The sequence below is a fragment of the Pseudomonas poae genome, from assembly GCF_001439785.1.
GTDB classification, from domain to species: domain Bacteria; phylum Pseudomonadota; class Gammaproteobacteria; order Pseudomonadales; family Pseudomonadaceae; genus Aquipseudomonas; species Aquipseudomonas poae.
Window position 1 is genome coordinate 1 of record NZ_JYLI01000007.1, and the last position, 25042, is coordinate 25042.

The window sequence follows — 25042 nt, forward strand, 5'->3', positions numbered from 1 at the left end:
GGCACGAGGGTCGTATTGCGGTGCAAACCAGTGATACGCGTTGGTGCTCGGACGGCTTTGAGTTCCGCTGTGAGGACGGCGCCAAACTGAGCGTGACCTTCGCCCTGGATTGCTGTGACCGCGAAGCCATCGGCTGGGTCGCGAGTCCGACCGGGTACAGCGGCGATGACATCCGCGACTTGATGCTGGAGAGCGTAGAGAAACGCTTCGGTGATCAACTGCCTGCAACGCCGGTTCAATGGCTAAGCGACAACGGCTCGGCGTACACCGCCGAACAGACACGCCTGTTTGCTCGACAGATCGGTTTGCAGCCGGTGACCACCCCGGTGCGCAGCCCGCAGAGCAACGGCATGGCCGAGAGCTTCGTGAAGACGATCAAACGTGACTACGTTGCGCACATGCCCAAGCCGGATCGAGAAACGGCGCTGCGCAACCTGGCAATTGCCTTCGAGCATTACAACGAGCAGCATCCGCACAGCGCCTTGAACTATCGCTCACCGAGGGAGTTCAGGCGCTTGGCAGCAGCATCAATTTGACGGGGAGTTGGTGTCCGGTTTTGTAGGGGCAAGTCCAGTGCGCCCTAAGGTTATGCATAACAAGTCTTATACCTATCCAAGCCGTTCTCATATGCTTGCGACTCGGGAAATATGCCAACTGAAAACGCTGGGATCTGTTCGCAATGCGAAGTACGGGATGCCAGACGGAGGCTACGTTGATTCAAGCTTTTATGGTTGATGTGGATGGTGTCGTCGTTGATGGTCGCCCCTCCGACGGTGAGGGCTGGGCTTCATCTCTTGAGGAAGATCTCGGGCTAGCAAGCTCAGATCTCCATAAGGCGCTCTTCGAGCCTTACTGGGATGCCATAGTTACAGGCAAGTTATGCCTAGAGGAGAGGCTTGAGTCAGTGCTGGCAGACATTGCTCCGAAACTTTCTCGGCATAGATTATTGAGTTATTGGTTTGAAAACGATGCTCGGCTCAACCTTGGGTTGCTGTCGGATCTGGCCCGTCATCGTCGTCGTGGTGTGAAAGTATTTCTCGCGTCCAATCAAGAACACCTACGCGCAAATTTTTTAATGAAATCGCTTGGTCTGGAGCACTACTGCGATGGCATCTTTTACTCGGCGGCGCTGTCTTGCCGAAAGCCAAGCCTTGATTTTTATAAAAAAATTACCGAACTGTCCGGATTTCTACCGGAAGAGTTACTCTTGATAGATGATACTCAAGCTAATGTTCAAGCCGCACGTGAGTCAGGGTGGAACGCTATTTATTGGACGAAGTCTAGCGACCTTGAAGCGCAGATTAGTGATCTACAAGTAATAGGCAAAGACACACAATGCCCCTCCACGGTATAGCGTGTTGAATAGAGACTGCTCTTAGCTACCTTGCTGTCGGGTAGCTAAGCAGGCGCCCAGCTATGTGGTAGCAGTCGCTCGATCTCGCTGGCCCGCTGCGTCGGCAGCTGCGTCAGCACATCCTTGAGATAAGCATACGGATCATGCCCGTTCATACGTGCCGACTGGATTAGGCTCATGATCGCCGCCGCCCGTTTGCCGCTGCGCAGCGACCCAGCAAACAACCAGTTCGACCGCCCAAGCGCCCACGGCCGGATCAAGTTCTCGATCTGGTTGTTGTCGATGGGCACAGCACCATCGTCCAGGTAGCGCGTCAGCGCTACCCAGCGTTTAAGGCTGTAATCCAGGGCCTTGGCCGTAGCAGAGCCCTCGGGCACAAGTTCGCGTTGGGCCAGCATCCACTCATGCAGTTTTTCAGCAATGGGCACCGCCGTCTCCTGGCGTAGTCGCCAACGGTCTTCATCGCTCATTTCCTTGGCGTGTCGCTCGACTTCGTACAGCCCACCAATCGAGTGAAGCGCCTGCTCCGCCAATTGGCTTTTGTTGGCTACATGCAAGTCAAAGAACTTACGGCGTGCATGGGCCATGCAGCCGATCTCGGTAATGCCCAGCTCAAAGCTGGCTTTGTAGCCGGCAAAGTCATCACAGACCAGCTTGCCGTTCCAGGTGCCCAAGAAATTACGCGCATGTTCGCCAGCACGGCTGGGGCTGAAGTCATAGACCACGGCCTTTAATGCCGAGAACGGCGTAGTGCTGTAGGCCCAGACATAAGCGCGGTGAGTTTTCCTCTCGCCGGGCGCCAGCATTTGTACCGGCGTTTCATCGGCGTGAACCACGCGCTGAGCCAGCACCACTTCGCGCAGCGCATCGACCAAGGGCTGGAGCTGCACGCCGGTTTGACCCACCCACTGCGCCAGTGTCGAGCGCGGTATGGCCAGGCCGGCACGGCCGAAGATCTTTTCCTGTCGATACAGCGGCAGATGGTCGGCGAACTTCGCCACCATCACATGCGCCAGCAGACCGGCAGTGGGGATGCCCTTGTCGATCACCTGCGCCGGTACCGGGGCCTGGATCAGTGTTTCGCACTGCCGGCAGGCCCATTTCCCGCGAACGTGCTGTTCGACGGTAAACACGCCCTGTGTGTAGTCCAGCTTTTCGCTGACGTCTTCACCGATGCGCTGAAGCTGGCAGCCGCACGCGCACTGGGTGTTGTCCGGCTCGTGATGGATCACAGTGCGTGGGAACTGCACTGGCAACGGCGCGCGCTTGGGTTGCTGGCGTGGCTCTGTCTGTGCAGGAGCGGGATGAAGAGTTTTTAACTCGGACTCGATGGCTTCGAGGTCGGTATTGAGCAGGTCGTCGAGCAAGCTGCCTTGCGCCGGGCTGATCTGCTCGCTGCGCTTGGCGAACTTGTGGCGTTTAAGGATGGCGATCTCGTGAGTGAGCTGCTCGATGATCGTTTCATCACGATGGATTTTTCGGCTCTGGGTGTCGACCTTGAACATCAACTGCGCAGCGAATGCACGCAGTTGGTCGGGAGTCATTTGATCGAGATTGGGCGAGGAAGTCATGCCGTGGATTTTACCAAAGCAGATCGCTTGCGGCGGTAGGTCAAGGCGCTAATTACAGCTTCTTAAAGCAGTGTGATTGCACCGCCTGCTCCAACGCGTTGCCAAGGTAGACCGAGCACCAATGCCTGAAGCTGTTCGGTATCCAACTGCATTTCGCTGCCTTGTCGAAGGCCAGGCCAATGAAATTTACCTTGGTTCAAGCGCCGTACAGCTAGCCAAACGCCAATGCCGTCATGTACCAGCACTTTCATGCGGGTAGCGCGGCGATTGGCAAACAGATAAGCGCAGTGCGGCCTCGCCGCACCGAACACCGCGATCACCCTGGCCAACGCCGTTTCAGTTCCGGCGCGCATATCCATGGGCTCGGTGGCGAGCCAGATGGCATCGATGCGGATCATCGCAACAGGTCTCGCAGAAAGGTCGAGCAGGCAGCGGCGCTTTCTGTTGGCCAGTTCACTTTTACGGTACCGCGTGGGTGTGGGATTTCGAGGCAGATCATGGACGGAATGATGTCCGATCGTGGCGCTGACGACGGCAAGGCCACGGGGATAAAGGCAGGTTGCAGGATGACAGTTCTCTGCGATTGCAGCCGAATCCATTTATGGACGAGGTTCGCGTTGAGACTGTGGCTCAGTGCGACGCTGGCAATCGACGCGCCGGGTTGGGCACACTCTTGAACGATTTGGGCCTTGAAGGATTTGGAGTAGGAACGGCGTTGTGGCTGCATGAAATACCCGCTTAGAAGGCTAGAACTGGTGCCCACTTAAATTTAAGTGCACACCATGTCTTGGCTTTGCGGGGCTGGGTAGATGACTTGGCCGGACGCTTACGTAATGTTTAGTCTGCTCCGTTGAGCATCAGCCTGAGGCATTTCAAAAAAAGGGGGCGATACTCCTCCGGTAGCGGTTCCAAGAGTCGTTGCTCCACCTCCGCATCTCTCGGCAGTACGCGTTCCAAAAGCCGAGCGCCTGCAGGCGCAAGGTGGAGTTGATACGCGCGTGCATCGCCGTGAGCGCTGGTGCGTGTGATTAGCTGGTTAGCGCAAAGGCGCTTGACCATATCCGCGATAGTGTTGCGATCCATGAATAGTTGCGAGGCCAGGGCATTCTGGGTCAGGCCGGGGGATTGTGAGATGACAATCAAGGCAGCCTTCTGTCGCGGTGTAATTGATTCAGCCTTAAAGGCTTCATGAAACATTTCTTCTGCCTTGAAATGTGCCCGCCGCAGGAGATGTGAGGGGATGTCCTGAAGGTGAAATGCATCTACAAGTTGCTGAACCTCAGAAGTGAGTGGAGCAGAAACTGAATCCTGTGGGGGCGCAATGGAACGGCTTGAGGACATAGACCGGGCCTTCTGTGGTGGTGCCTATGGCGCAGGCAGCCATTTATGAGGGGAGGCGTACTAATACGCTTTAAGTGGAAGCAGGGTAAGGACCTTCGACCCGTCTTGCAAGGCAGTACCGCCCGAATTGGTTATAAAAAAATACGTATACATACAAAAAATTGCTTTGACAGTTCATTTTTGTAGCAATAGGATCGATCTATATAGGATGTATACGTACATAGAGAGAACAAGAAAATGTCTATCGCTCACGCTCCTCTTAAAGCACCGTCTTGGTTGCCTGTCCCCGTGGAGTCTCTACCAGCACCGCACTTCAAATACAGCCCGATTGTACGTATAGGTTCATTACTTTTCGTTTCTGGCATGGTTGGGCTTGACCGTGAGCAAGGAGGCTTGGTTGCTGGTGGCCTTGAGGTCGAAGCGAGAACGATCTTCGAGAATCTCAAGAACGCTTGCGTGGAGCTTGAGGTGGGCTTTCACCAGTTGATGCTTGTGCGTGTGTACTGCAGCGACTTTACAAAATTCGGCGAATTCAATGCTGTGTGGAATGAATATTTTAAAGACCAACCGCCTCCGGCGCGAACGTCTATAGGAGTATCAGCGCTTCCCCTGAGCGCGCTGATTGAAATGGAGTTCCAATTCGCAATCGATTGATCCTGCCTTCAAAAAACAAATATTAGGAGAAGCGATATGGCAAACGGTGAAATCATCAGTGGCTTCATTGCCCCTCATCCACCTCACTTGGTTTATGGTGAAAACCCTCCGCAGAACGAGCCAAAGTCTACGGGCGGTTGGGAGCAGCTACGGTGGGCATATGAGCGTGCGCGGGCCAGTATCGAGGAACTGAAACCAGACGTTCTTCTGGTGCACTCGCCTCACTGGATCACTTCGGTAGGTCATCATTTCATCGGTGTCGACCATCTTCAGGGTCGGTCGGTCGATCCGATTTTTCCGAATCTGTTCCGTTTTGATTATTCGATCAATTTCGACGTCGAGCTTTCTGAGGCCTGTTGTGAGGAAGGCCGCAAAGCAGGGCTTGTTACGAAGATGATGCGTAACCCCAGATTCCGGCCTGATTATGGAACGATCACTACCCTGCACATGATACGCCCGCAATGGGATATCCCCGTCGTGTCGATTTCCGCGAACAATACGCCGTACTACCTGAGCATGGAGGAGGGGCTGGGGGAGATGGACGCGCTCGGTAAAGCTACTCGTGAAGCCATCCTGAAATCAGGAAAGCGTGCGGTTTTGCTCGCTTCCAATACCTTGTCTCATTGGCACTTCCATGAGGAGCCAGTACCCCCAGAGGATATGTCCAAAGAGCATCCCAAGAACAAGATTGGCTACGACTGGGACATGCGGATGATTGAGTTGATGCGGCAAGGGCGTATGGATGAGGTTTTCCAACTCCTCCCTCAGTTTATCGAGGAGGCTTTTGCTGAAGTCAAATCGGGGGCGTTCACTTGGATGCATGCTGCCATGCAGTATCCGAACCTCCCTGCGCAATTACATGGCTATGGAACGGTGATAGGTACAGGAAATGCCGTTGTGGAGTGGAATTTGGTCAAAGCGGGTCTGGCCAGAATGGCAGGAAAAGCAGCCTAACCGTCCCTTTTTTCAATCAGGTATTAATTCCATGACTATCGTCTCCGCATTTCTTGTACCCGGTAGCCCTTTGCCTCATTTGCGCCCAGATGTCGATAGCTGGAGGCAGTTCAAAGTCGCGATGGAAAACGTGGGCGAAAAGCTGCGTGCGTCGAAGCCCGATGTGGTTTTGATTTATTCAACTCAATGGTTTGCAGTGCTGGATGAAATATGGCTGACACGTCATCGCAGCTTAGACGTTCATGTCGATGAAAACTGGCATGAGTTCGGAGAGTTGCCTTACGACATTCATACTGATGTCGACCTTGCTAACGCTTGCATTGAAAGCTGCCGTGCGGCTGGTGTAAACGCCCGAGGTGCTGATTATGAGAGCTTCCCAATTGATACTGGAACAATCGTTGCCTGTAATGCACTCAAGGTCGGTACCCCGGAGCTGCCGGTTGTAGTAGCTTCTAACAATCTTTACGACAATCAAGCCGCTACTGAGAAACTCGCTGCTCTTGCAGTCGCCTGTATCTCGGAGAAAGGTAAGCGAATAGCTGTCATTGGTGTTGGTGGCCTATCCGGAAGTGTTTTCACTACCGCCGTAGACCCCGTTGAAGACCGCGTAGTGAAAAAAGTTGAAGATGATTGCAACAAGAAGATCCTCAGTTTGATGGAGTCTGGGAACATCCAAGCTTTGAGAGAAGCACTAAATTCTTACGCCAAAGAGGCCAGGGCGGAAATGGGTTTTAAACATTTTCACTGGTTGTTAGGTGCATTAGATGGGCACTTTAAAGGTGCAATAGTTCATCACTACGGTGCTATTTATGGAAGCGGTGCTGCGGTAGTTGAGTTTTCAATCTGATCAAGTTATGTCGATTAAATTTGGCGTAGTAATTCTTCGCTAGCTTTTTTGTTCTGATCTCCCCTTACAAGTCGGGATGACGGGCTCCTGCGCTTTTTTTTCGGCTCGACCCGTTATACCTGACAGCAAGCAATGATGTATGGGTGGTTTATTGAGGTAGTTTATGAAGCAATATCGAAATTTTGTTGATGGCAAGTGGATCGAGAGTACCAAGACCTTCCACGACGTCACGCCCATCGATGGGTCTGTCGTCGCGGTAGTCCATGAGGCTGACCGTGATCTCGTGGACACTGCCGTGAAAGCAGGCCACCAAGCGCTGGAAGGTGAATGGGGGCGCACTACAGCAGCGCAGCGGGTTGATTTGCTCCGCCGTATTGCAAACGAGATGGAACGCAGGCAGCAAGACTTCCTTGAAGCTGAGATGGCTGATACCGGTAAGCCGCTTTCCATGGCCTCTACCATTGATATCCCCAGGGGAATCGCGAATTTCCGCAATTTTGCGGACATTCTTGCAACTGCCCCTGTAGACAGTCATCGGCTGGATCTGCCTGACGGGGCTTATGCGCTCAATTACACTGCCCGCAAGCCATTGGGCGTAGTAGGTGTTATCTCACCGTGGAATTTGCCCCTACTTTTGCTGACTTGGAAGGTTGCTCCGGCTCTAGCGTGTGGTAACGCGGTAGTGATTAAGCCTTCTGAGGACACTCCAGGCACTGCAACCCTGCTGGCTGAGGTCATGGAAGCCGTTGGTGTTCCACCAGGAGTCTTCAATTTAGTACACGGTTTTGGGCCAAATTCTGCTGGGGAGTTCATATCCCAGCATCCTGATATCAGTGCGATCACCTTCACTGGTGAGTCTAAAACTGGCAGTACCATCATGCGAGCGGCAGCGGAGGGTGTGAAGCCTGTTTCGTTTGAATTGGGTGGTAAAAACGCTGCTGTGATTTTCGCGGACTGCGATTTCGAAAAAATGCTCGACGGGATGATGCGAGCCATTTTCCTCAATAGCGGGCAAGTATGTCTCTGTTCTGAGCGTGTTTACGTAGAGCGCCCTATCTTTGATCGGTTTTGCGCTGCATTGGCAGAGCGAATCAAGGCATTGAAAGTCGATTGGCCCCACGAGGCTGAAACCCAAATGGGCCCGCTGATTTCCGCTAAACATCGGGACAAGGTGCTCAGCTACTTCGAGCTAGCACGCCAAGAAGGCGCGACTTTCCTCGCAGGGGGGGGCGTGCCGAGGTTTGGAGACGATCGCGATAACGGCGCCTGGGTTGAGCCGACTGTTATCGCAGGTTTGAGTGATGACGCCCGGGTCATTCGGGAGGAAATCTTCGGGCCAATCTGCCATGTCGCGCCATTTGACTCCGAAAGCGAGGTCATTCGAAGGGCTAACGACACTCGCTACGGCCTTGCAGCAACGATCTGGACTACGAATTTGAGCCGTGCTCATCGTGTTAGCGAATCGATGCGTGTGGGTATCAGTTGGGTCAACACCTGGTTCTTACGTGACCTTCGCACACCTTTTGGTGGCGCAGGCTTGTCCGGTATAGGGCGTGAAGGTGGTATGCATTCCCTCAATTTCTACTCCGAGCTGACCAATGTCTGTGTCCGCATCGATAAGGAGAGCCCTGATGTCTGAGCAAAACGCGAAACTTGCCGCACTGCTGAATGAAGCCGAACTATCCGGGCAGCCCATCGAACCGCTCCGTGGCCATATCGAAGGAGGCGTCGCCCAGGCTTACGCGATTCAGCAAATCAACGTCCAACGTCAATTGGCGGCAGGGCGCAGGGTAACGGGACGTAAGATCGGCTTGACCTCCGCTGCTGTTCAGAAACAACTTGGTGTCGATCAACCTGATTTTGGCACATTGTTCGATTCCATGGCGGTCAACGACGGTGAGGAGATTGTCTGGTCTCGTACGTTGCAGCCCAAATGTGAAGCTGAAGTTGCCCTAGTGATCGAGCGTGATTTGGATCATGAAAACATCACGCTTATTGACTTGATAGGTGCAACTGCCTATGCACTGCCGGCCATTGAGGTTGTGGGTAGCCGGATCGCCAATTGGGATATCAACATTCTGGACACTGTCGCAGATAACGCTTCAGCTGGTCTTTATGTGCTCGGGAACACACCCGTGAAGCTAGAAGGTCTTGATTTGCGACTCGCCGGGATGGTTATGGAACGCGCAGGACAACAAGTTTCTCTAGGAGTCGGGGCCGCATGCCTTGGGCATCCACTGAACGCCGCTTTGTGGCTCGCGCGCACCTTGGTCAAGCAGGGCACCCCATTGAAGTCCGGAGATGTTGTGCTCAGCGGAGCGCTCGGCCCGTTGGTGGCAGCAAACCCCGGCGATGTCTTTGAAGCCCGCATCCATGGGCTTGGCAGTGTTCGCGCTTGCTTTAGTCCGGCCAGTTGAGGAGTCGTTATGAAAATTACCCGAATTGCACAACGCTTGGACGAAGCTGCTGTAAGTGGCAAAGCTACCCCGCAGCTAACTGGTGAGGATGCCGTGACGGTCAGAGAGGCCGCCGAGATTCAGCGTTTGCTGATCGCTCACCGAATCGAGCGCGGAGCTCGTCAGGTGGGACTGAAAATGGGTTTCACCAGTCGAGCGAAAATGGCCCAGATGGGGGTTTCCGACCTCATATGGGGGCGGTTGACTTCGGACATGTGGGTTGAAGAGGGTGGTGAAATCAATTTGGCGCACTATGTCCACCCCAGGGTAGAACCCGAGATTTGTTACCTCTTGGGCAAGCGCCTGGAGGGCAACGTAACACCGTTGGAGGCTTTGGCCGCTGTTGAGGCTGTTGCGCCAGCTATGGAAATCATTGACTCACGGTACCGGGACTTCAAGTTTTCACTGCCGGATGTTATCGCCGACAACGCGTCCTCCTCCGGCTTTGTGGTGGGGGCTTGGCACAAGCCTGAGACTGACGTGAGCAATCTGGGCATGATCATGAGCTTCGACGGGCGCGCTGTTGAACTGGGTACTTCTGCTGCCATTCTCGGATCGCCTATTCGCGCTTTGGTGGCCGCTGCGCGCCTAGCAGCCCAGCAGGGCGAGGCACTTGAAGCCGGCAGTCTAATTTTGGCTGGTGCTGCCACAGCTGCTGTGGCGTTGAAGCCAGGTATCTCAGTGCGTTGTGAAGTACAGAATCTGGGAAGCCTCTCATTCAGCACTACTGGCGAGCGATGAACGACATGGTTAGCAAAACTGATAACTCTGCGAAGCTGGTAGAAGGGAAAGCCAAGCCAATGGGTAGCTTCCCTCACGTAAAACGTGCCGGCGATTTTCTATTCGTTTCCGGAACCAGCTCACGTAGACCCGACAATACGTTTGTCGGAGCTGAGCCAGACGAGAACGGTAGGCCTAGGCCAGATATCGAAATTCAGACCCGTGAGGTAATTTCGAATATCCGAGACATTCTTCAAAGCGTGGACGCAGACCTTAGCGATGTTGTAGAGGTCTGCAGCTATCTTGTAAATATGAATGACTTCGCCGTTTACAATAAAGTGTATGCGGAGTTCTTTGACGCTACAGGCCCCGCGCGTACCACAGTCGCTGTTCATCAACTACCGCACCCTCAGTTGGTGATTGAAATTAAAGTGGTGGCCTATAAGCCGCTCTAATTGATTGTCTCCATTGACGTCGCATAGTTTGTCCCATGCAAATTCAAACTATGCGCGAGAGGATACTTTATGTCTAATGACCGCCTTTCAGTGGCAATTATTGGGTCGGGTAACATCGGAACCGATCTTATGATAAAAATCATGCGCAACTCTAAATTATTAGAGGTAGGTGCAATGGTTGGCATCGATCCGAACTCAGACGGGCTTGCGAGAGCTCAAAGGCTTGGAGTTCCTACAACAGCAGATGGGGTGGACGGACTCATCGATATGCCAGCTTTCCGGGACATTAAAATCGCCTTCGATGCGACTTCCGCTGGCGCGCACGCCGTGCATAACCAAAAACTTCAAGCCCATGGCATAAGGGTGATTGATCTCACGCCGGCAGCGATTGGCCCTTACGTAATCCCGGTAGTGAACTTCGACCGGCACGTGGACGCCCCAAATATCAACATGGTCACTTGTGGAGGGCAGGCCACGATTCCTATCGTGCATGCTGTTTCTCGAATCAGCCCAGTGCATTACGCAGAAATTGTCGCTTCAATTTCCAGCAAATCAGCTGGCCCGGGCACACGCGCCAACATTGATGAGTTTACCGAAACAACTTCCAAGGCAATCCTCGAAGTAGGCGGCGCTGCACAGGGGCGTGCAATCATTATCCTCAACCCCGCCGAGCCGCCATTGATCATGCGGGATACTGTCTACTGCTTCGTTTCAGCGGATGCCAAAATCGGCGCGATCACGGAGTCTGTCGAGCAGATGGTCAAGTCCGTTCAGGACTATGTTCCTGGATACAGGCTCAAGCAGAAAGTTCAGTTTGAGGAAATAGTTGAAGGCAACGAGCAAAATATTCCAGGGCTCGGCTGGACTACCGGTTTGAAGGTTTCTGTCTTCCTTGAAGTTGAGGGCGCTGGACATTACTTGCCATCGTACGCCGGAAACCTTGACATCATGACAAGCGCGGCATTAACCGTTGCCGAGAGAATCGCGGGCACCGACGCCCAAGCTAAAGGGGTCTGAAATGATAGAGCAAGCAAAGAAAATCTATATTTCCGACGTTACCTTGCGTGATGGCATGCACGCCATTCGCCATCGATACACATTGAAGCATGTGTCGCAAATTGCGCGGGCATTGGATGAGGCTGGTGTAGATAGTATTGAAGTCGCGCACGGTGACGGCCTCAAGGGGTCAAGCTTTAATTACGGATTTGGCGCTCATAGCGACTTGGAGTGGATCTCTGCTGCCGCAGATGCTGTTAAGCAAGCCAAGATCGCTACGCTGTTGCTTCCAGGTATCGGAACTGTTCACGATCTGCGAGAAGCCTACGATGCTGGCGCGCGAGTTGTCAGGGTTGCAACGCACTGCACCGAAGCGGACGTGTCTCGACAGCATATTGAGTATGCGCGTGACCTGGGCATGGACACGGTCGGCTTTCTGATGATGAGCCATATGCAAACCCCAATCGGCCTCGCTCAACAGGCGAAGCTGATGGAAAGTTACGGCGCTGAGTGCATTTATGTGGTCGACTCAGGTGGGGCGATGAACATGTGGGACATCGCCGAGCGATTCAAGGCCTTGAAAGATGTCTTAGATACTACGACCCAAACCGGCATGCATGCTCACCATAACTTGAGCCTGGGGGTAGCCAACAGTTTGGTCGCGCTTGAAAACGGTTGTGACAGGATCGATGCAAGTCTTACCGGAATGGGAGCGGGAGCTGGCAATGCCCCGCTCGAAGTGTTCATCGCCGCAGCAGAGCGGATGGGATTGAATCACGGCTGCGACGTTAAGAAATTGATCGATGCCGCTGAAGATATTGTACGTCCGTTGCAAGAACGCCCTGTGCGAGTAGACAGAGAAACTTTGGCTCTCGGTTATGCCGGTGTTTATTCAAGCTTCCTCCGACACGCGGAGACAGCCGCGAAGAAATATAACCTCTCTGCTTTCGACATTCTTGTTGAACTCGGGAAGCGCCGGATGATCGGCGGACAAGAAGATATGATCGTGGACGTGGCCCTCGATATGGTGAAGGCACGAGCGTTACCAACGTAACTGCGTCTGCACATGTTTGTAAGTTATTAAGCGAGTCTGATCAAGAGCCGGCTACAGCCGCAATGCGGCCGGCTCTATTAAATAAATATAAGATCGGTAGATAACCATGCGTGATTGCAAAAGCGTCATCGAAGTGGTGAATTCGTTTGGTTTCAAAAAAATTGTAGGGCCATCAGTTTTGGCATTTTCACAATGGGCAAGTGCAACCGAGGGCGGCGGTTCCATGTATCCCCCTGGTGTTGAATCATGGATGTCTGGAGCCATGCCACCACCAGGTTTTTATGGTGTTGTATACGCACAAAATTACCGGGCTGACGTGCTGCGAGGCAATGACGGGGGGAAATTGCCGGTTGATTTTGATCTGGAAGCAAATGTAGTCGCTCCTCGGTTTATCTGGGTCACCAATCATCAAGTGCTAGGCGGGCAATTAGCATTCCATACCATCATTCCTCTTGTGGATCTTCGGGTTTCGATGGCAGGTGTGAATGATCGCAAGCAGGGTCTAGGTGATATTACGTTCGGGCCGGGACTCGGCTATCACTACAGTCAAAATTTTCATGTTGTTTATGGAGTTGACTTCTACGCGCCCACTGGTCGTTACGATCGTAACGATCTCGCAAACTTCGGCAGAAATTATTGGACAGCTCAGGCAGTTATTGCAATGACCTACGCTGATCCTCACGGACTCAATGCCGATGCCAAAGTCATGTATGGTATTAATGCCAAAAACCGTGATACGGATTACAAATCTGGCCAAGAGTTCATTGTTGACTATGCAGTAGGCTGGGCCGTTGCACCTGGTTGGGTTGCTGGAGTCGGCGGATACTTCTATCAGCAGACAACAGATGATTACTTGGACGGTGATCGGGTCAGTGACAATAAAGGAAAATCTTTCGCAATCGGGCCTGCTGTGAAGTATTCAAACTCCAATGGTTGGTCGTTGACGGCAAAGTGGCAGCGTGAAGACTACGTAAAGAACAGGCCAGAGGGGGACGCATTCTGGTTGAAGTTTGCATTTGCCTATTGATTTATAGCTGTTTTTATTCAAATGGTGATCGCTATTATGTCCTTGCCTCTTTATCGAAACTTTACAACCCAGCAGCAACTCGATGAGCAGTATGATGTGGAGAGATCTGTTCCAGACTTTGGTATGTATGTAAAAAAGTATATTGAAACGAGTGCGCGCACTCGCAATAAAGTGCAATGTTTGTTGGATATTCCTTACGGCGCAAAGGCTGGTCAAACTCTGGATGTTTTCTATCCCGGAGCGCCCACCGATCCTAAACTGAAACCTGCTGTATTTTTTGTTCACGGAGGTTTTTGGAAGGCCACTACAAGCAAGGAATGGAGTTTCGTCGCGGCGGGTCTCAGCAAACTTGGCATCGTTACGGTGGTAGAAAACTATACGCTATGTCCGAACTGTTCTGTTGCAGAGATAGTTGAGGAGCACAAAGGTGCGTACTCGTTTCTTTGGAAAAATGCAGAGCACTTCGGTATAGATCGAAACAGGATCATGCTTGTTGGTCATTCAGTTGGAGGGCACGGAGTAGCAGAGCTATTGTCTACTGATTGGAGGAAACATGACATGCCACGATTGCCTTACGTTGGCGCTATTGCCGTGAGTGGGCTGTTTGATGTCCGTCCCATCCCCCACACATTTGCGGGCCCGACTCTGGGACTTACGGCTGATGCAGCTAAGTCACTCAGTACCAATCTTCGGGTAACAAAGAATTATGTGCCGCTTATGGTAGTGGTTGGTAATCAAGAACCCTCTGAATTTATTCGTCAGTCAGTTGACTATGCAGAAGTATGTTCTGAGAAAGGTTGGGGCGTAGAGATAAACATGGTTGAAAAAAATCACTTCGATATATTGGACGAGTTCTTCCACGGCGAAGGTAGCATGGTTGATTATCTTTGCCGGCGACTGGAGGTGCAGGGCGCGAAGTAGCGCCCAGTAGTCGAGCTTGATTGCATACGGAGTGGCGATCTCTCGAAGAGGACGGGCATACATGAGCCTCGCTGGAGGTTAAGGGTGCCGAGATATTTGACCGTCATTAATTACGCATCAGGTGAAAAAAATGAAAGCTATTCCTGCAACGCCACGCGATACAGATTGGTCGATTTGGTCATTGGCATATTGCCAAGTAGATATGGCAAAAGATTTTTTTGGTGGTGCTGGTATTTTCAGTAATTCCGGTACATGTATCAACCCGATGATTTACACCTTACTCGTCGGTGGGGAGGTCGGGGGAAAGCAACATGTTGTTCTCGTAGATTGCGGTTTTCAAAATGATCATTGGCTTACCCGGTATGCTTTTTCCAGCTGGGAAGATCCCAAGGATGTTCTGGGTCGCGTAGGGTTCTCACCAGAGGATGTGGATACTATTCTGGTAACCCACATGCACTTTGACCACATGGGGAATTTTGAAGCGTTTCCGAATGCTAAGCTTTACATTCAGTTGGATGAATATACGGGGTGGTCTAAAGCTGTATGTTCTTCGCACCAACACGAAACGGAGGAGGAGAAAGAGTGGGTCTTTACCTCATTCGATCCCGCCGACCTGATTCGTGCTGCCCAAGGTATATCAGATGGTCGAGTTAAATTTATTACTGGTGACGAGGAGATTCTTCCGGGGATCACTGCTCGGTTAGCGAAGGATAGTCATACCTTCGGATCGCAATGGTTTGAAGTCAATACTCACAACGGGCCCTTTATTGCCGCTGGAGACATTGTTTATTGGTATTCTAATATAGAACGGATGTGGCCTCCTGGATACCATCAAGGTAACGCCTTCAACCAGATTGATGTCTACCGACAGATGCGTAGCGTGGTAAAAAATAAGTTTGAGCGGATCATTCCGGGACACGATGCGGAGATCTGGAATCGTCACAATACATGGACAGCTCCGAATGGAAATCAAATTGCTGAACTGAATCTGAAGGACGGAGATACATCCCGTCGTCCGGATACCTCTAATCAAAAAATTCTCTTTACGTGAAATTCACCTAGCGACACGGGATTATGTGTCGCTAGGTGCTGACGCGTATCGTTGTCTTTAGGGATGCTCATATGCACCGTCGGAATTTTCTTAATTTTTCATTTCTCACGCTCTCAATGGGATCAATTGGGGCGTGTGTTTCATTTGCTTCAGATAAAAAAGTATTTATGGACTACACTCAGTCCGAGCTTGACGATGCTTATAATCAGGATGTATGGGCTCATCCAGGCTTTGAGCGCACCATTCAGTCCTATGGCGATATCAGCCAGCACGTGAAGAAAAAATATTCATTCAAAACGTTCTCGTATGGTAATAAACCTTCCGAGGTTCTGGATGTTTTTTCACCAAGTGATGCAGGTGTCGCTCCCATACATGTGTTTATTCATGGTGGTGCATGGCGGTTGCTCTCTAAAGATACCAGTTCCGGGCCGGCCCCCGTATTTGTTGAGCGTGGTGGGATTTACGTCGCACTGAATTTTGACAACATTCCTGCAACTACTTTAGCTGGAATGGTCGAGCAGTGTCGTTCTGCACTGTTGTGGGTGTACCGGAACGCAGAAAAAATAGGCGGGGATCCTAATCGTATCACCTTGTCCGGACACTCCTCCGGAGCCCACCTAGCGGGAGTGATGTTGACTACTGATTGGTCTCGATATGGTGTGCCAAAAAAGTTGATCCAAAGTGCAGTGTTAATCAGCGGATTGTGCGAGCTTGAAGCGCCAATGCTCTCCTTCCGTGCTAACTATCTCAGGCTCAGTCCTGCTGAGACGTATGCTTTCAGCCCGATTCATTTCGTGTCTGCCGTCTCCTGTCCGGTATTCATCGCTTGGGGGCAAGATGAAAGTCCAGAGTTCAAGCGTCAGTCGATCACTTTTGCGCAAGCCTTGCAGAGCGCGGGACGCTTGCAGGGCAGCCTTGAGTTGCAAGGTATCGATCATCTCCAGGCGGTGTTGGAGCTAAACGACCCTCAGTCGTCTGTAGCGAGAGTTGCCCTCAGGCAGATGGGGTTGGACTCAAGCCTGGCTGCTGATGATTCTCAGAGCAAGTCCTGAGCCCACTGTGGTATTCCGCTTCCTCAAACAACTGTTATTCATTGATGAGCAATCAACTGTTGTTCCAGCCGCCTCCCAGTGCTTTGTAGAGCCTCACGGCGGCAAGCGATTTAGACGCCTTGCTTGTCGCCAAATCTGACTCGTTAGCGAGTAACGAATTTTGTACAGACAGGACGTTCAGATAGTCTGTTGTTCCCTGCTTATATTGGCTCTGAGCACTGGCCAAGGCTTTTTGGCTTTGAACCACGGCTTCTTCAAGGTGCCGCTCTCTTCTCTGCTGATTTTCCAGCCCCGAGACGGCGTCATCCACCTCGTGCCACGCCGAAAGCACTGTCTTTTGATAGGCCAAGGCTGCCTCCTTTTGTTGACCCTCGCTGAGCTTCAGCATCGCCTTGAGCTTTCCACCTTCAAAAATTGGTATGTTGATTGATGGCCCAAACGCGAATTGGTGCGTGCTCCAGCTACCCAGATCTGACAGTTGATTGGCCTGAAAACCCATGCTCCCCGACAGTGTGATCGAAGGGTAGAAGTTCGCTTTCGCAATGCCGATCGACGCTGTTGCTGCATGTAGCTGCGCCTCTGCGCGGCGTATGTCGGGACGCCGTTGGGCCAGTTTGCTGGGGACTCCCATTGCAATCGTGCCGCTGAGGGAGGGAATTTGTGAACGATCGGCTAATAATGGGTTCAAGCTACTGGGCGGCTGCGCAGTCAATAAACTTAGTGCATTCATCGTTTCAGCTGCTTGTTGCTCCAAGCTCGGTATCCTGGCCTGAATGGATGCCAGCAGTGCTGAAGCCTCTGATACGTCCAGATCGGTTGCTACACCTTGTTGAAATTTGATCCTTGTCAAATTTACTGTTTTACGGGCCGTATCGAGGTTTTGCTCAGTTACCTCCAGTAGCTCTTGAATTCCCCGGAGTTTGATGTAATGAGAGGCAGTTTCCGCCCTTAATGACAGGTCAACCGCCTGCCAGTCAGATTGCGCTACGGTGACTTTCGCGTCTGCCGCTTCCACGGCTCGCTTGACCCGGCCCCACAGATCGATCTCCCAGGTGCTATCGATACCCGTATCCCAAACGTTGAAGTTCTTTTTTCCATCCAACCCTGCAATGTCAGCGAGGCCTTTCTGGCTGCTCCTCCCTCGGTTATAGGAAAGGCCCCCTTCTACCGAAGGTAGGCGATCTGAGGCAACGCTCTGGAAGATCGCTTTACTCTGACTTAAGCGTTCAGCGGCCATTTTTAAATCAAGGTTAGAAGTTGAAACCTGTTCGATGAGCTGCGTCAGGACGGGATCGTGAAACTGTTCCCACCAGTTATTGGCAACATGCTCTTCATTCATCAACTCGTGTGAATCTTGATCTTTCCACACTTGTGGCAGGCCGGTTTCTGGCCGCTTAAAGTCAGGCCCCACCATGCAGCCGCCCAGGGCGAGAAGGCTGGCGATCGCAATTGCCTTGGCTAATTGATCGATTTTATGATCGCGGTTCATTCGGCGCCCCCTCTAGACTCTGTAGCCTGAATGGATGCCTCTACCGACATGCCAACCTTGAGTTTGGAAATCAGTGGCTGATTTTCATCCAGCATGATTTTGACCGGAATGCGCTGTACTACTTTAGTGAAATTCCCTGTTGCGTTATCGGGAGCGATCGGTGCGAACGTGACCCCCGTAGCCGGTGCCAAGCTTTCAACCTCGCCGACAAGTTTATTCCCAGGGAAGGTGTCCACTGTGATCTCGGCGCGTTGGCCAGCATGGACATGGGTGAGTTGCACTTCACGGAAATTGGCTATCACGTAAAACTTTTGCTTTGGGACTACTGCCATCAGCATGTCGCCAGGCTTTACAAATGCGCCCTTGCGGACACTACGCCGTCCGACAATACCGTCGAAGGGAGCTTTAAGTACCGTGTAGGAGACATTGAGTTCAGCTTTTTCAAGCATTGCCTTTGCGTGCTCAAGCTCCGCGGCAGCCGACTGTTCGGTGGCTTCTAATACTTCCACTTGAGTGCGTGCTGAATCGAGCATCGCGTTACGGTTGTTGAGCTGCGCGGTGGCTTTTGCCAATTGTGTACTCGCTTGCTGCGCGTTTTGCAGTGTACCGGCGCCCTGAGCTGCAAGATTTTTGTAGCGCTCAAATTCATGCTTGGCAAATTTGAACTCCGCAGTGTCGGATTCGATGCCTGCTTCGACCTGACGGATCTCAGCTTTCTGGCGTTTCAGCAATGCTGAGGTGTGGTGCATTTCGGCTTCACTGGTCGCGACTTTTGCTCTAGCTGCCGTCAGTTCCACGTTGTAGTCGTCATCGTCAATTAGCGCGAGCACTTGGCCCGCGCTTACTGCCTGGTTATCTTCAACGAGCACATCACGGATGAATCCATTTACTTTAGGCGCGATTAGCGTGAAGTCAGCATTGATGAATGCGTCGTCAGTAGTTTCAACGTGGCTTGAAGATGCAAATGCATAGCCAGCGAAGGCTACCACCACAGCAAGCAGCGCAAACGCCACCGCAGGTGTGTGTGTGGGGAATTTTAAACTTTTCATTGATGTATCCAGAGCTATTTGATGATGGCAGGCGGATAAATACGGGTTGGCAAAATTGCGATCAGGGGAATCATCACAACGCATGCAATGCCTACGTATGTGTAAAGATCAGCAGAGGTAAGCGTCATAACTTGCTCGTGCACGCGGTGTGCAATCTCGCTGACGCTGATCGCCGAGTCGTGCAGCGGTCGGTTACCTAGCTGGTCGACCAAGACGGTCGAGTGGAAGTGCTCGCGGTGGATGGACAGCACCTCAATACCACAGGCTGCGGCAACTCCGGCGAAGCCCTTGAGAGTGTTGAACCAAGCAGACGCAAATGGGCCGTCTTTCGCATCCAGTCCCGTAACAGAGAGCATAATTACGGGAATCACAGCCATAGGTTGGGCGAAGGCTTGGATAATTTGAATCACATAGAAGTTGTCTCTGATCCATTCGCTTGTCATGTGCGAGCCCAAGTAACAGGCGAATGCAAGAAGGGCAAACCCTGCTGCCAGTACATACCTGCAGTCCACATACCTATTGTTCAGCACCGCAACGACCAATGGGATGATCAAAAACTGCGGTACCGCGACGATTAGTAAAGCAGGGGTAGTGTCCAAGGCTCTGTAACCTTGAACTGCAGCGAGATAACTCGATGGAATGTTGATCGTGGCGCCCATGATGAACAGGATGCCGCCTAACGTTATTAGCGAGTGAGCAAGGTTCCGCCTTTTCAACAGCTGCACCTTAAAAAACGGAAATGGGTGATTCCATTCGTTCGCGAGGAACAGTGTCAATAAAGTGAGGCCGCCCAAGATCAGAAACTTAATCAAGTCCGAGTTGAACCAATCCAGCCGCTGGCCTTGTTCCAAACCCAGTACAATCATGATGATCGCCGGTACGCCAAGGATGAAACCTCGCACGTTGAAATCCTTGAAGCGCTCAAGCTTCATCGGATCTTCCGGCATGCCCCAAGACACGAGTGCCATGCTCAACAAGCACATGGGTATTACCTGCCAGAATGCGAACTGCCAGCCTAAGTAATCGACACTCCAACCTGCCAACGGTATGCCGAAGCTTGGGCCGAATGTTGCCGTGAGGGCATAAGCGCCCAGGCCATACAATTTCACGTTCGGAGGCAGATAGCGCAGTGCGACAGACATGAGCATAGGGGGCATTGCTCCACCCATGAGACCCTGCACTGCTCTAAGGGTAAGCAAACTTTCATAGCTCGGGGCAAATGGGCACAAGAATGCAATGATCGAGTAGGTCGCCATCGCAAAAATCACAAACCGTCTGAACGTGAATGTGACTGCACACCAAGGGGCAAATGCCATAGCCGTAACAGAAGTGGCTGCGTAAGTCGCTATCAACCAAGTACCTTGGTCATAGTCGAAGCCCATCGCACCTCTAATATCAGCCATTGCAACTTTAGTAACGCTTTCGTTAAAACCAGCTATCAAAACGGCCAGCAAGATTCCGATCAGTCCTGTAGCAATTTGAATTCCGAATTTAAAGGCCGGAGGCGCGGCTGCTTGTGCGGGGAGAGGATGTGTTAGTGCGTCCATATGGCTACTCCCCAGGCAACTGGCCACATGAGTGCCGGGACATTCATCGCCGGAGTCTCCATTAGTGGTTATTAAGTGCTTCCCACTTTAACCACTTGGATGGAATAACAAAATTGCTAATGCTTTAAGGTTGGATTTCGCTAGGTGGAATCCACTGTCTACTCAGATTTCCGCGCTCACCTCCTTCACTAGCCTGCGGAACCATTGGTGTCCAGGATCGCTGTCTAATCGTGGGTGCCATGCCTGAACGATTTCAACAGCGTCAACGGGCACGGGCAGTTCGAATGTTTTCAGCTTCAGCCCCATACCCTGGATCATCGGCACCAAGTGTTTGGGAAATGTGGGTAGAATCAAATCCGTATTTACTAAGTAGAACAGGGATGCGAGAAGTGATGGCGACACAAATGACACATGGCGAGTCAGGCCTAGCGTCTGCAATTGCTGATCAATCGGGCCACGTGCTCGGCCACGTCTCGAAATGCTGATTTGACTGTATTTAGCAAAAGACTCAGGCGTAATTTCGTTTTTAAAGATGGGATGGTCTTCGCGTGCGATTCCAACGAAGTTCGCAAAAAATAGCTGCTGCAGCTTCGTGTTGGGTGAGAAGTCTCTTCTTCGACTCACGTACAGGTCGATTCTTCCTTCGGCCAAAGCATGATCATCCATGATGCCCTCCGGCACGATGCATAAGCTGCAGTTTGGTGCCTGAACCTGCAATGCAACATTGAGCTTGCGTACGATTTCGCCAAAAGAGAAATCGTTGGTGCGCACGTAAAAAGTTCGATTGAGTTTTGAAGGGTCAACCGGATCTGCAGGAGTGAAGACCTGCTGGGCTCTCTCAACCAATGCCTTAACTGATTCGTGAAGCTCCAAAGCCCTTGGGGTGGGTACGAGGTTGCGGCCAGACCTTACAAGCACAGGATCGCCGATCAACTCTCGAATCTTGGCCAGTGCGCGGCTCATCGCAGGAGGGCTCAGGTGTAAGCGTTCTGCAGCCTTAGTAACCGAGGATTCATCTAGCAAAATATCTAGCGCGATCAGCAGGTTCAGATCAGGTATCGCCATTTTACACTCCGAGGGGCAATTCAAGTTTCCGCCGTGGCCCGTTGGCTCAGCAGGGCGGGTGATCGTTTCTCCTGAGCGAACAGCTAGCTTTCATATGCTGACAGCAGAGGCTTGTGCGGGCTGAACGAGTGCGGCAATTACAAACCTTCAGGCGTGCTGCCAGTGAATCTGTACCAGCAGCGTCACCATAGACGCAAAGGTGGAATATCTACTCCGACGCAGCATAGCGCGCAAGCCAGTGCGCATAGGGCGCTGGCAATACCCAAGATGGACTGTCTTCATCCAGCGCTTTGGCGGCTTGGAAGGCCCAGTGCGGGTTAGCCAAGTGTGCTCTGCCGACCATCACCAAGTCGATCTGTTCATCCTCAAGAACCTTTTCGCAAAGGCGAGGTGAGTCGATTCCACCGGCTGCGGCTACTGGAAGTCCTGCTTCATTTCGCACGCGTTGAGCAATCGGGGCGAGGAATGCGGGCCCCCATGGAACTTGCGTGTCGGGAATGTTGAAGTTAACGCTCACGTTCAGCATGTCCAGCCCCCTCGTTTTCATCTTGCGAACGAGATCGATCGATTCATTGAGGGTCTTTTCGTCTAGGCCATCAAACTCGATCACTCCTAGCCGTGCTGTGAGCGGCAAATGAGGGGGCCAAACTTTGCGGACGGCCTCCAGAGTCTCTAGGATGAAGCGGTCACGTTGCGTGCCACCATATTCGTCGGATCGGGTATTTGCGTAATTTGAAAAGAAGCTCTGCGCCAAATAGCCGTGAGCGAAATGAAGCTCAAGCCATTCGAAGCCTGCAGCGAGTGCACGTTGGGCCGCTTCGATGAAGTCAGCTTGAACGCGTTGGATGTCGTCCTTGCTCATTTCTTTTGGCACCTTCGGCAGGTGGGCACCGAAAGGAACCGCAGAAGGAGCAATCGTAACCCAGCCTTCAGGGTCTTGTTCTTTAATATGGTCGTCCCCTTCCCACGGCCGATTGGCGCTTGCTTTCCTCCCCGCATGGCCAATCTGGATACCAGGAACTGCTCCACCTCGCTTAATTGCTGCAGAGACCCGCGCCATTCCGCGTACGTGGTCATCAGACCAGAGGCCTGTGCAGCCCGGCGTAATCCTGCCTTCAGGCGACACGGCTGTTGCCTCAACGATGACCAGGCCAGCCCCGCCTCGACCCAAAGCAGCATAGTGATTGGTGTGCCATTCGTTAGCGAATCCGTCTACTGCCATGTATTGGCACATGGGGGGGACGGCTATCCGATTTCGAAGTGTTACGGATGTCAGAGTGAAAGGGGAGAATAGTTTGGACATTGGGTTCACTTCGCTTGCTGCGATACTTAATAATGACAAGCCGAGATGAAGAGGCTTCGGCGTGGGTACGCGATCAATTAATAAGTTAACGGTATCCAAAAGGCGCCTGACGATCCTGCTGACCTCGTAGGCGTGCGACGGCATTGATAAACGCGCTAGTCTAAGTGCCAGCTTTAGCTAGTAAATGCCCACTGAAGAAAACCAGTCTTTCTCCAGATGGAATCGTCAATATGTACCACCGCGATCGAGGAGAACTCAGTGAGCGCTTACGTACTGGTAGAGCTTCAAGTAATCAATCCAGAGGCGAAAGCCAGGTACTCAAGTGTCGCAGGTGCGACCGTCAGGTCTCACGGTGGGGAGTTCATCGCGGGTGGTGAGTGGGAGATGCTAACAGGTGATGCTGGTTTGCCGGTCGGCATCATCATTCGATTCCCGGATCGCCAAAGCGCGATGAACTGGTACCACTCTAGCGAATATCAAGCGCTAGTTGCGGATAGGTCTACTGCAATGATCTGTCGATTCAGGCTTCTCAGCTAAGCCCTGCAGTCTGGTTGCCGTCATAGAGCGAAACACGAGGGTTTGACGGGATCATCTCAGACTGACGATAGCGGCAATCAAAAGCCCTCCAGACAGGGCAAAGTGCTCAAGCGCGATCTGCAGGTGCTGTGTCCGTTGCGGCTCCTCGAACTGCCAGAAGGGGTGACCGAACGGAATGCAGAGCAGCGTGAAAACTGCGAGCATAACCGCCCCTAACCAGCTAAGTCCCGCCACATTGGTGATGAGTAAAATGGAGCCGACCAGCTGAGTCGCGATGGTGGCTACCGCCATCAGCTTAGGCGCCATAAGGGATGCCGCGCTCATCTCCTGCACGACAGCAGGGAAGTTGAAAATCCCGAAGATCCCCGCGATCAGAAAGAAAGAAGCTAGCACCACCCGGGCGACAATCATCAGGATAGAACTACTCAAAAGTGATGCTGCAAATTCAGTCATTTACTCCTCCAAAGTGTTCAAGAAATGAACGGTAATATGTATTACCGTTGGTGATGATGTTACCTCACTTGACGGTAATTTGAAATACCATCCTCAAACGCGGCATCATATGGCTGTTGCCTACCCAAGAAATGAGAGCCGAATGACAAAGCCGAAACCCATACCAACACTCTGTAATGAGCGCACAGCCGAGATGCTCAAAGCAGCTACGGAGCTTTTTCTGGAAAAGGGTTACTCAGGTGCATCAATCGACGCCATCATGGGGCGAGCGGGCGGGTCGAAACGCGATCTCTACACTGCTTTTGGTGACAAGGAACGCCTCTTTCGGACGGTGATTGCCCAGATTTGCGACGAAATCATGACCCCTCTTCGTGCCATTCCGGCTCAGGGCACGACCCTTGAGGAAGCAATGCGATCCTTCGGTACGACCTTCCTCACGTTTTTGCTAAGACCGCAGGTTGTTGCTTTGCAGCGCTTGGTGATGAGCGAGGCACAGCGCTATCCTGACTTCGCCAAAGCGTTCGTCCGGTTGGGGCCGGGAGGGGCTTACGAGACCATGCAGCAATTGCTTGAAAGGCGAGCGAAATATGATCAACTCAATATTTCGTCTACTCGAGTGAGTGCCGCCATTTTTTGTGATTCGCTGATCTCAGACCTCCAGTTCAGAGTCGTTGCAGGCCTTGATGTGAGTGCTGAAGATATAAAACAGCGTGTGGACACTGCCGTTTCTATCTTTCTGACAGGGGTAATGGGTAATTGATAGAGCATCACAGCCAGCTCCATTTCTACACTAAGAATTGCTTTGTCAGAGAGGGCTCTGGCGGCCCGACGCTATGCTAAGGTGATGTCACCTGCCGCCCACTGAGTTTCAGGAATCTCCTGAGTGATCACTCGGATACTTTCGACTAGGACGTCAAGTGATTCAGCAATCGCATGAGTGGCATTGATCAACAGCGCGCGTTTTTTTCTTGGCTGCGACCTTCAGCGATTTGAAGCGTGCGAATAGGCATACTCTTTACTCAGCTACAGCATACGCGATATAGCCTTGAGTCCGGTTAGCGCTCTTTGGTTATGGTAAAAAATACTACCGATGTGACTCGAATGTACCTTTAGCCTACCCATCTCTCAAGTGGCGTACTTCAGATA

General features: G+C 52.1%; 28 protein-coding genes. 17 read left to right on the forward strand and 11 right to left on the reverse strand.

The features are described from left to right. Both TU75_RS10080 and TU75_RS10085 read left to right on the forward strand, forming a co-directional pair. The coding region (locus TU75_RS10080) for an integrase core domain-containing protein (RefSeq protein WP_156422780.1) at positions 1 to 536 on the forward strand (536 nt) is incomplete at its 5' end. Positions 537 to 712: 176 nt separating this feature from the next. Next, positions 713 to 1354, forward strand: coding sequence for an HAD-IA family hydrolase (locus tag TU75_RS10085; protein WP_197676838.1), 642 nt, complete (start codon positions 713 to 715; stop codon positions 1352 to 1354). 44 nt (positions 1355 to 1398) lie between these two features. Here the strand turns inward: TU75_RS10085 and tnpC are convergent, their stop codons facing one another. The 4 genes from tnpC to TU75_RS10100 all read right to left on the reverse strand — a co-directional run bounded on the left by tnpC (position 1399) and on the right by TU75_RS10100 (position 4266). Beyond that, entirely contained in the window at positions 1399 to 2925 is a 1527-nt protein-coding gene (gene tnpC / locus TU75_RS10090; RefSeq protein ID WP_060548834.1) for an IS66 family transposase, read from the reverse strand. A gap of 62 nt (positions 2926 to 2987) precedes the next feature. Next, entirely contained in the window at positions 2988 to 3323 is a 336-nt protein-coding gene (gene tnpB / locus TU75_RS28510) for an IS66 family insertion sequence element accessory protein TnpB (protein WP_060548835.1), read from the reverse strand. Then, complete coding sequence (gene tnpA / locus TU75_RS28515; RefSeq protein WP_082630339.1) at positions 3320 to 3652, reverse strand: IS66-like element accessory protein TnpA; 333 nt, start codon at positions 3650 to 3652, stop codon at positions 3320 to 3322. The genes tnpB and tnpA overlap by 4 nt, the downstream gene beginning before the upstream one ends. A 110-nt stretch (positions 3653 to 3762) precedes the next feature. Further along, on the reverse strand, positions 3763 to 4266 hold the full coding sequence (locus TU75_RS10100; protein WP_069665433.1) for a MarR family winged helix-turn-helix transcriptional regulator: 504 nt from the start codon (positions 4264 to 4266) through the stop codon (positions 3763 to 3765). Positions 4267 to 4503: 237 nt separating this feature from the next. On the opposite strand from TU75_RS10100, the gene TU75_RS10105 reads away from it, so the two are divergent. From TU75_RS10105 to TU75_RS10165, 13 genes are all read left to right on the forward strand, one after another. Further along, positions 4504 to 4920, forward strand: a complete 417-nt coding sequence (locus TU75_RS10105; RefSeq protein ID WP_082630341.1) for a RidA family protein — start codon at positions 4504 to 4506, stop codon at positions 4918 to 4920. 36 nt (positions 4921 to 4956) lie between these two features. Beyond that, a complete protein-coding gene (locus TU75_RS10110; protein WP_060548837.1) occupies positions 4957 to 5874 on the forward strand; it encodes a DODA-type extradiol aromatic ring-opening family dioxygenase in 918 nt (305 codons plus the stop codon). Positions 5875 to 5905: 31 nt separating this feature from the next. After that, positions 5906 to 6721: a DODA-type extradiol aromatic ring-opening family dioxygenase gene (locus TU75_RS10115; RefSeq protein WP_060548838.1), complete on the forward strand. Its 816-nt coding sequence runs from the start codon at positions 5906 to 5908 to the stop codon at positions 6719 to 6721. Positions 6722 to 6884: 163 nt separating this feature from the next. Beyond that, entirely contained in the window at positions 6885 to 8360 is a 1476-nt protein-coding gene (locus TU75_RS10120) for a 2-hydroxymuconic semialdehyde dehydrogenase (RefSeq protein ID WP_060548839.1), read from the forward strand. Then, positions 8353 to 9138 carry a 2-keto-4-pentenoate hydratase gene (gene mhpD, locus TU75_RS10125; RefSeq protein WP_060548840.1) on the forward strand — a complete coding sequence of 262 codons (786 nt, stop codon included), beginning with the start codon at positions 8353 to 8355 and terminating at the stop codon, positions 9136 to 9138. The genes TU75_RS10120 and mhpD overlap by 8 nt, the downstream gene beginning before the upstream one ends. A 9-nt stretch (positions 9139 to 9147) precedes the next feature. Further along, positions 9148 to 9918, forward strand: coding sequence for a 2-keto-4-pentenoate hydratase (locus TU75_RS10130; protein WP_060548841.1), 771 nt, complete (start codon positions 9148 to 9150; stop codon positions 9916 to 9918). Then, on the forward strand, positions 9915 to 10352 hold the full coding sequence (locus tag TU75_RS10135) for a RidA family protein (protein WP_231982002.1): 438 nt from the start codon (positions 9915 to 9917) through the stop codon (positions 10350 to 10352). The genes TU75_RS10130 and TU75_RS10135 overlap by 4 nt, the downstream gene beginning before the upstream one ends. Positions 10353 to 10421: 69 nt before the next feature. Continuing rightward, positions 10422 to 11369, forward strand: coding sequence for an acetaldehyde dehydrogenase (acetylating) (locus TU75_RS10140; RefSeq protein WP_060548842.1), 948 nt, complete (start codon positions 10422 to 10424; stop codon positions 11367 to 11369). A gap of 1 nt (position 11370) precedes the next feature. Then, complete coding sequence (dmpG, locus tag TU75_RS10145) at positions 11371 to 12402, forward strand: 4-hydroxy-2-oxovalerate aldolase (RefSeq protein WP_060548843.1); 1032 nt, start codon at positions 11371 to 11373, stop codon at positions 12400 to 12402. 223 nt (positions 12403 to 12625) lie between these two features. Next, positions 12626 to 13429 carry a SphA family protein gene (locus tag TU75_RS10150; protein ID WP_231982035.1) on the forward strand — a complete coding sequence of 268 codons (804 nt, stop codon included), beginning with the start codon at positions 12626 to 12628 and terminating at the stop codon, positions 13427 to 13429. Between the two features lie 36 nt (positions 13430 to 13465). Continuing rightward, a complete protein-coding gene (locus TU75_RS10155; RefSeq protein ID WP_162276114.1) occupies positions 13466 to 14350 on the forward strand; it encodes an alpha/beta hydrolase in 885 nt (294 codons plus the stop codon). Between the two features lie 130 nt (positions 14351 to 14480). After that, the gene (locus TU75_RS10160; RefSeq protein ID WP_082630345.1) at positions 14481 to 15401 is read left to right on the forward strand and encodes an N-acyl homoserine lactonase family protein; all 921 of its coding nucleotides are present in this window, start codon (positions 14481 to 14483) and stop codon (positions 15399 to 15401) included. Between the two features lie 35 nt (positions 15402 to 15436). Then, on the forward strand, positions 15437 to 16453 hold the full coding sequence (locus TU75_RS10165) for an alpha/beta hydrolase (protein ID WP_197676837.1): 1017 nt from the start codon (positions 15437 to 15439) through the stop codon (positions 16451 to 16453). Positions 16454 to 16505: 52 nt separating this feature from the next. On the opposite strand, the gene TU75_RS10170 is transcribed toward TU75_RS10165, so the two are convergent. The 5 genes from TU75_RS10170 to TU75_RS10190 form a co-directional block, all read right to left on the reverse strand. Next, a complete protein-coding gene (locus tag TU75_RS10170) occupies positions 16506 to 17942 on the reverse strand; it encodes an efflux transporter outer membrane subunit (protein WP_060548846.1) in 1437 nt (478 codons plus the stop codon). Beyond that, entirely contained in the window at positions 17939 to 18991 is a 1053-nt protein-coding gene (locus TU75_RS10175; RefSeq protein ID WP_060548847.1) for an HlyD family secretion protein, read from the reverse strand. The genes TU75_RS10170 and TU75_RS10175 overlap by 4 nt, the downstream gene beginning before the upstream one ends. 14 nt (positions 18992 to 19005) lie before the next feature. Further along, on the reverse strand, positions 19006 to 20538 hold the full coding sequence (locus TU75_RS10180) for an MFS transporter (protein WP_060548848.1): 1533 nt from the start codon (positions 20536 to 20538) through the stop codon (positions 19006 to 19008). Between the two features lie 162 nt (positions 20539 to 20700). After that, on the reverse strand, positions 20701 to 21603 hold the full coding sequence (locus tag TU75_RS10185) for a LysR family transcriptional regulator (protein WP_060548849.1): 903 nt from the start codon (positions 21601 to 21603) through the stop codon (positions 20701 to 20703). 208 nt (positions 21604 to 21811) lie between these two features. Next, positions 21812 to 22906, reverse strand: coding sequence for an NADH:flavin oxidoreductase/NADH oxidase (locus TU75_RS10190; protein ID WP_060548961.1), 1095 nt, complete (start codon positions 22904 to 22906; stop codon positions 21812 to 21814). 216 nt (positions 22907 to 23122) lie between these two features. On the opposite strand from TU75_RS10190, the gene TU75_RS28520 reads away from it, so the two are divergent. Next, positions 23123 to 23443, forward strand: a complete 321-nt coding sequence (locus tag TU75_RS28520; protein ID WP_060548850.1) for a DUF1330 domain-containing protein — start codon at positions 23123 to 23125, stop codon at positions 23441 to 23443. Between the two features lie 51 nt (positions 23444 to 23494). On the opposite strand, the gene TU75_RS10200 is transcribed toward TU75_RS28520, so the two are convergent. Continuing rightward, positions 23495 to 23896, reverse strand: coding sequence for a DoxX family protein (locus TU75_RS10200; protein ID WP_060548851.1), 402 nt, complete (start codon positions 23894 to 23896; stop codon positions 23495 to 23497). Positions 23897 to 24038: 142 nt separating this feature from the next. Here TU75_RS10200 and TU75_RS10205 point away from each other — a divergent pair, with 142 nt between their 5' ends. Continuing rightward, on the forward strand, positions 24039 to 24656 hold the full coding sequence (locus TU75_RS10205) for a TetR/AcrR family transcriptional regulator (RefSeq protein WP_060548852.1): 618 nt from the start codon (positions 24039 to 24041) through the stop codon (positions 24654 to 24656). Positions 24657 to 24727: 71 nt separating this feature from the next. Here the strand turns inward: TU75_RS10205 and TU75_RS28525 are convergent, their stop codons facing one another. After that, positions 24728 to 24847, reverse strand: coding sequence for a tautomerase family protein (locus tag TU75_RS28525; protein WP_231981999.1), 120 nt, complete (start codon positions 24845 to 24847; stop codon positions 24728 to 24730). Positions 24848 to 25042 lie beyond the last annotated feature (195 nt).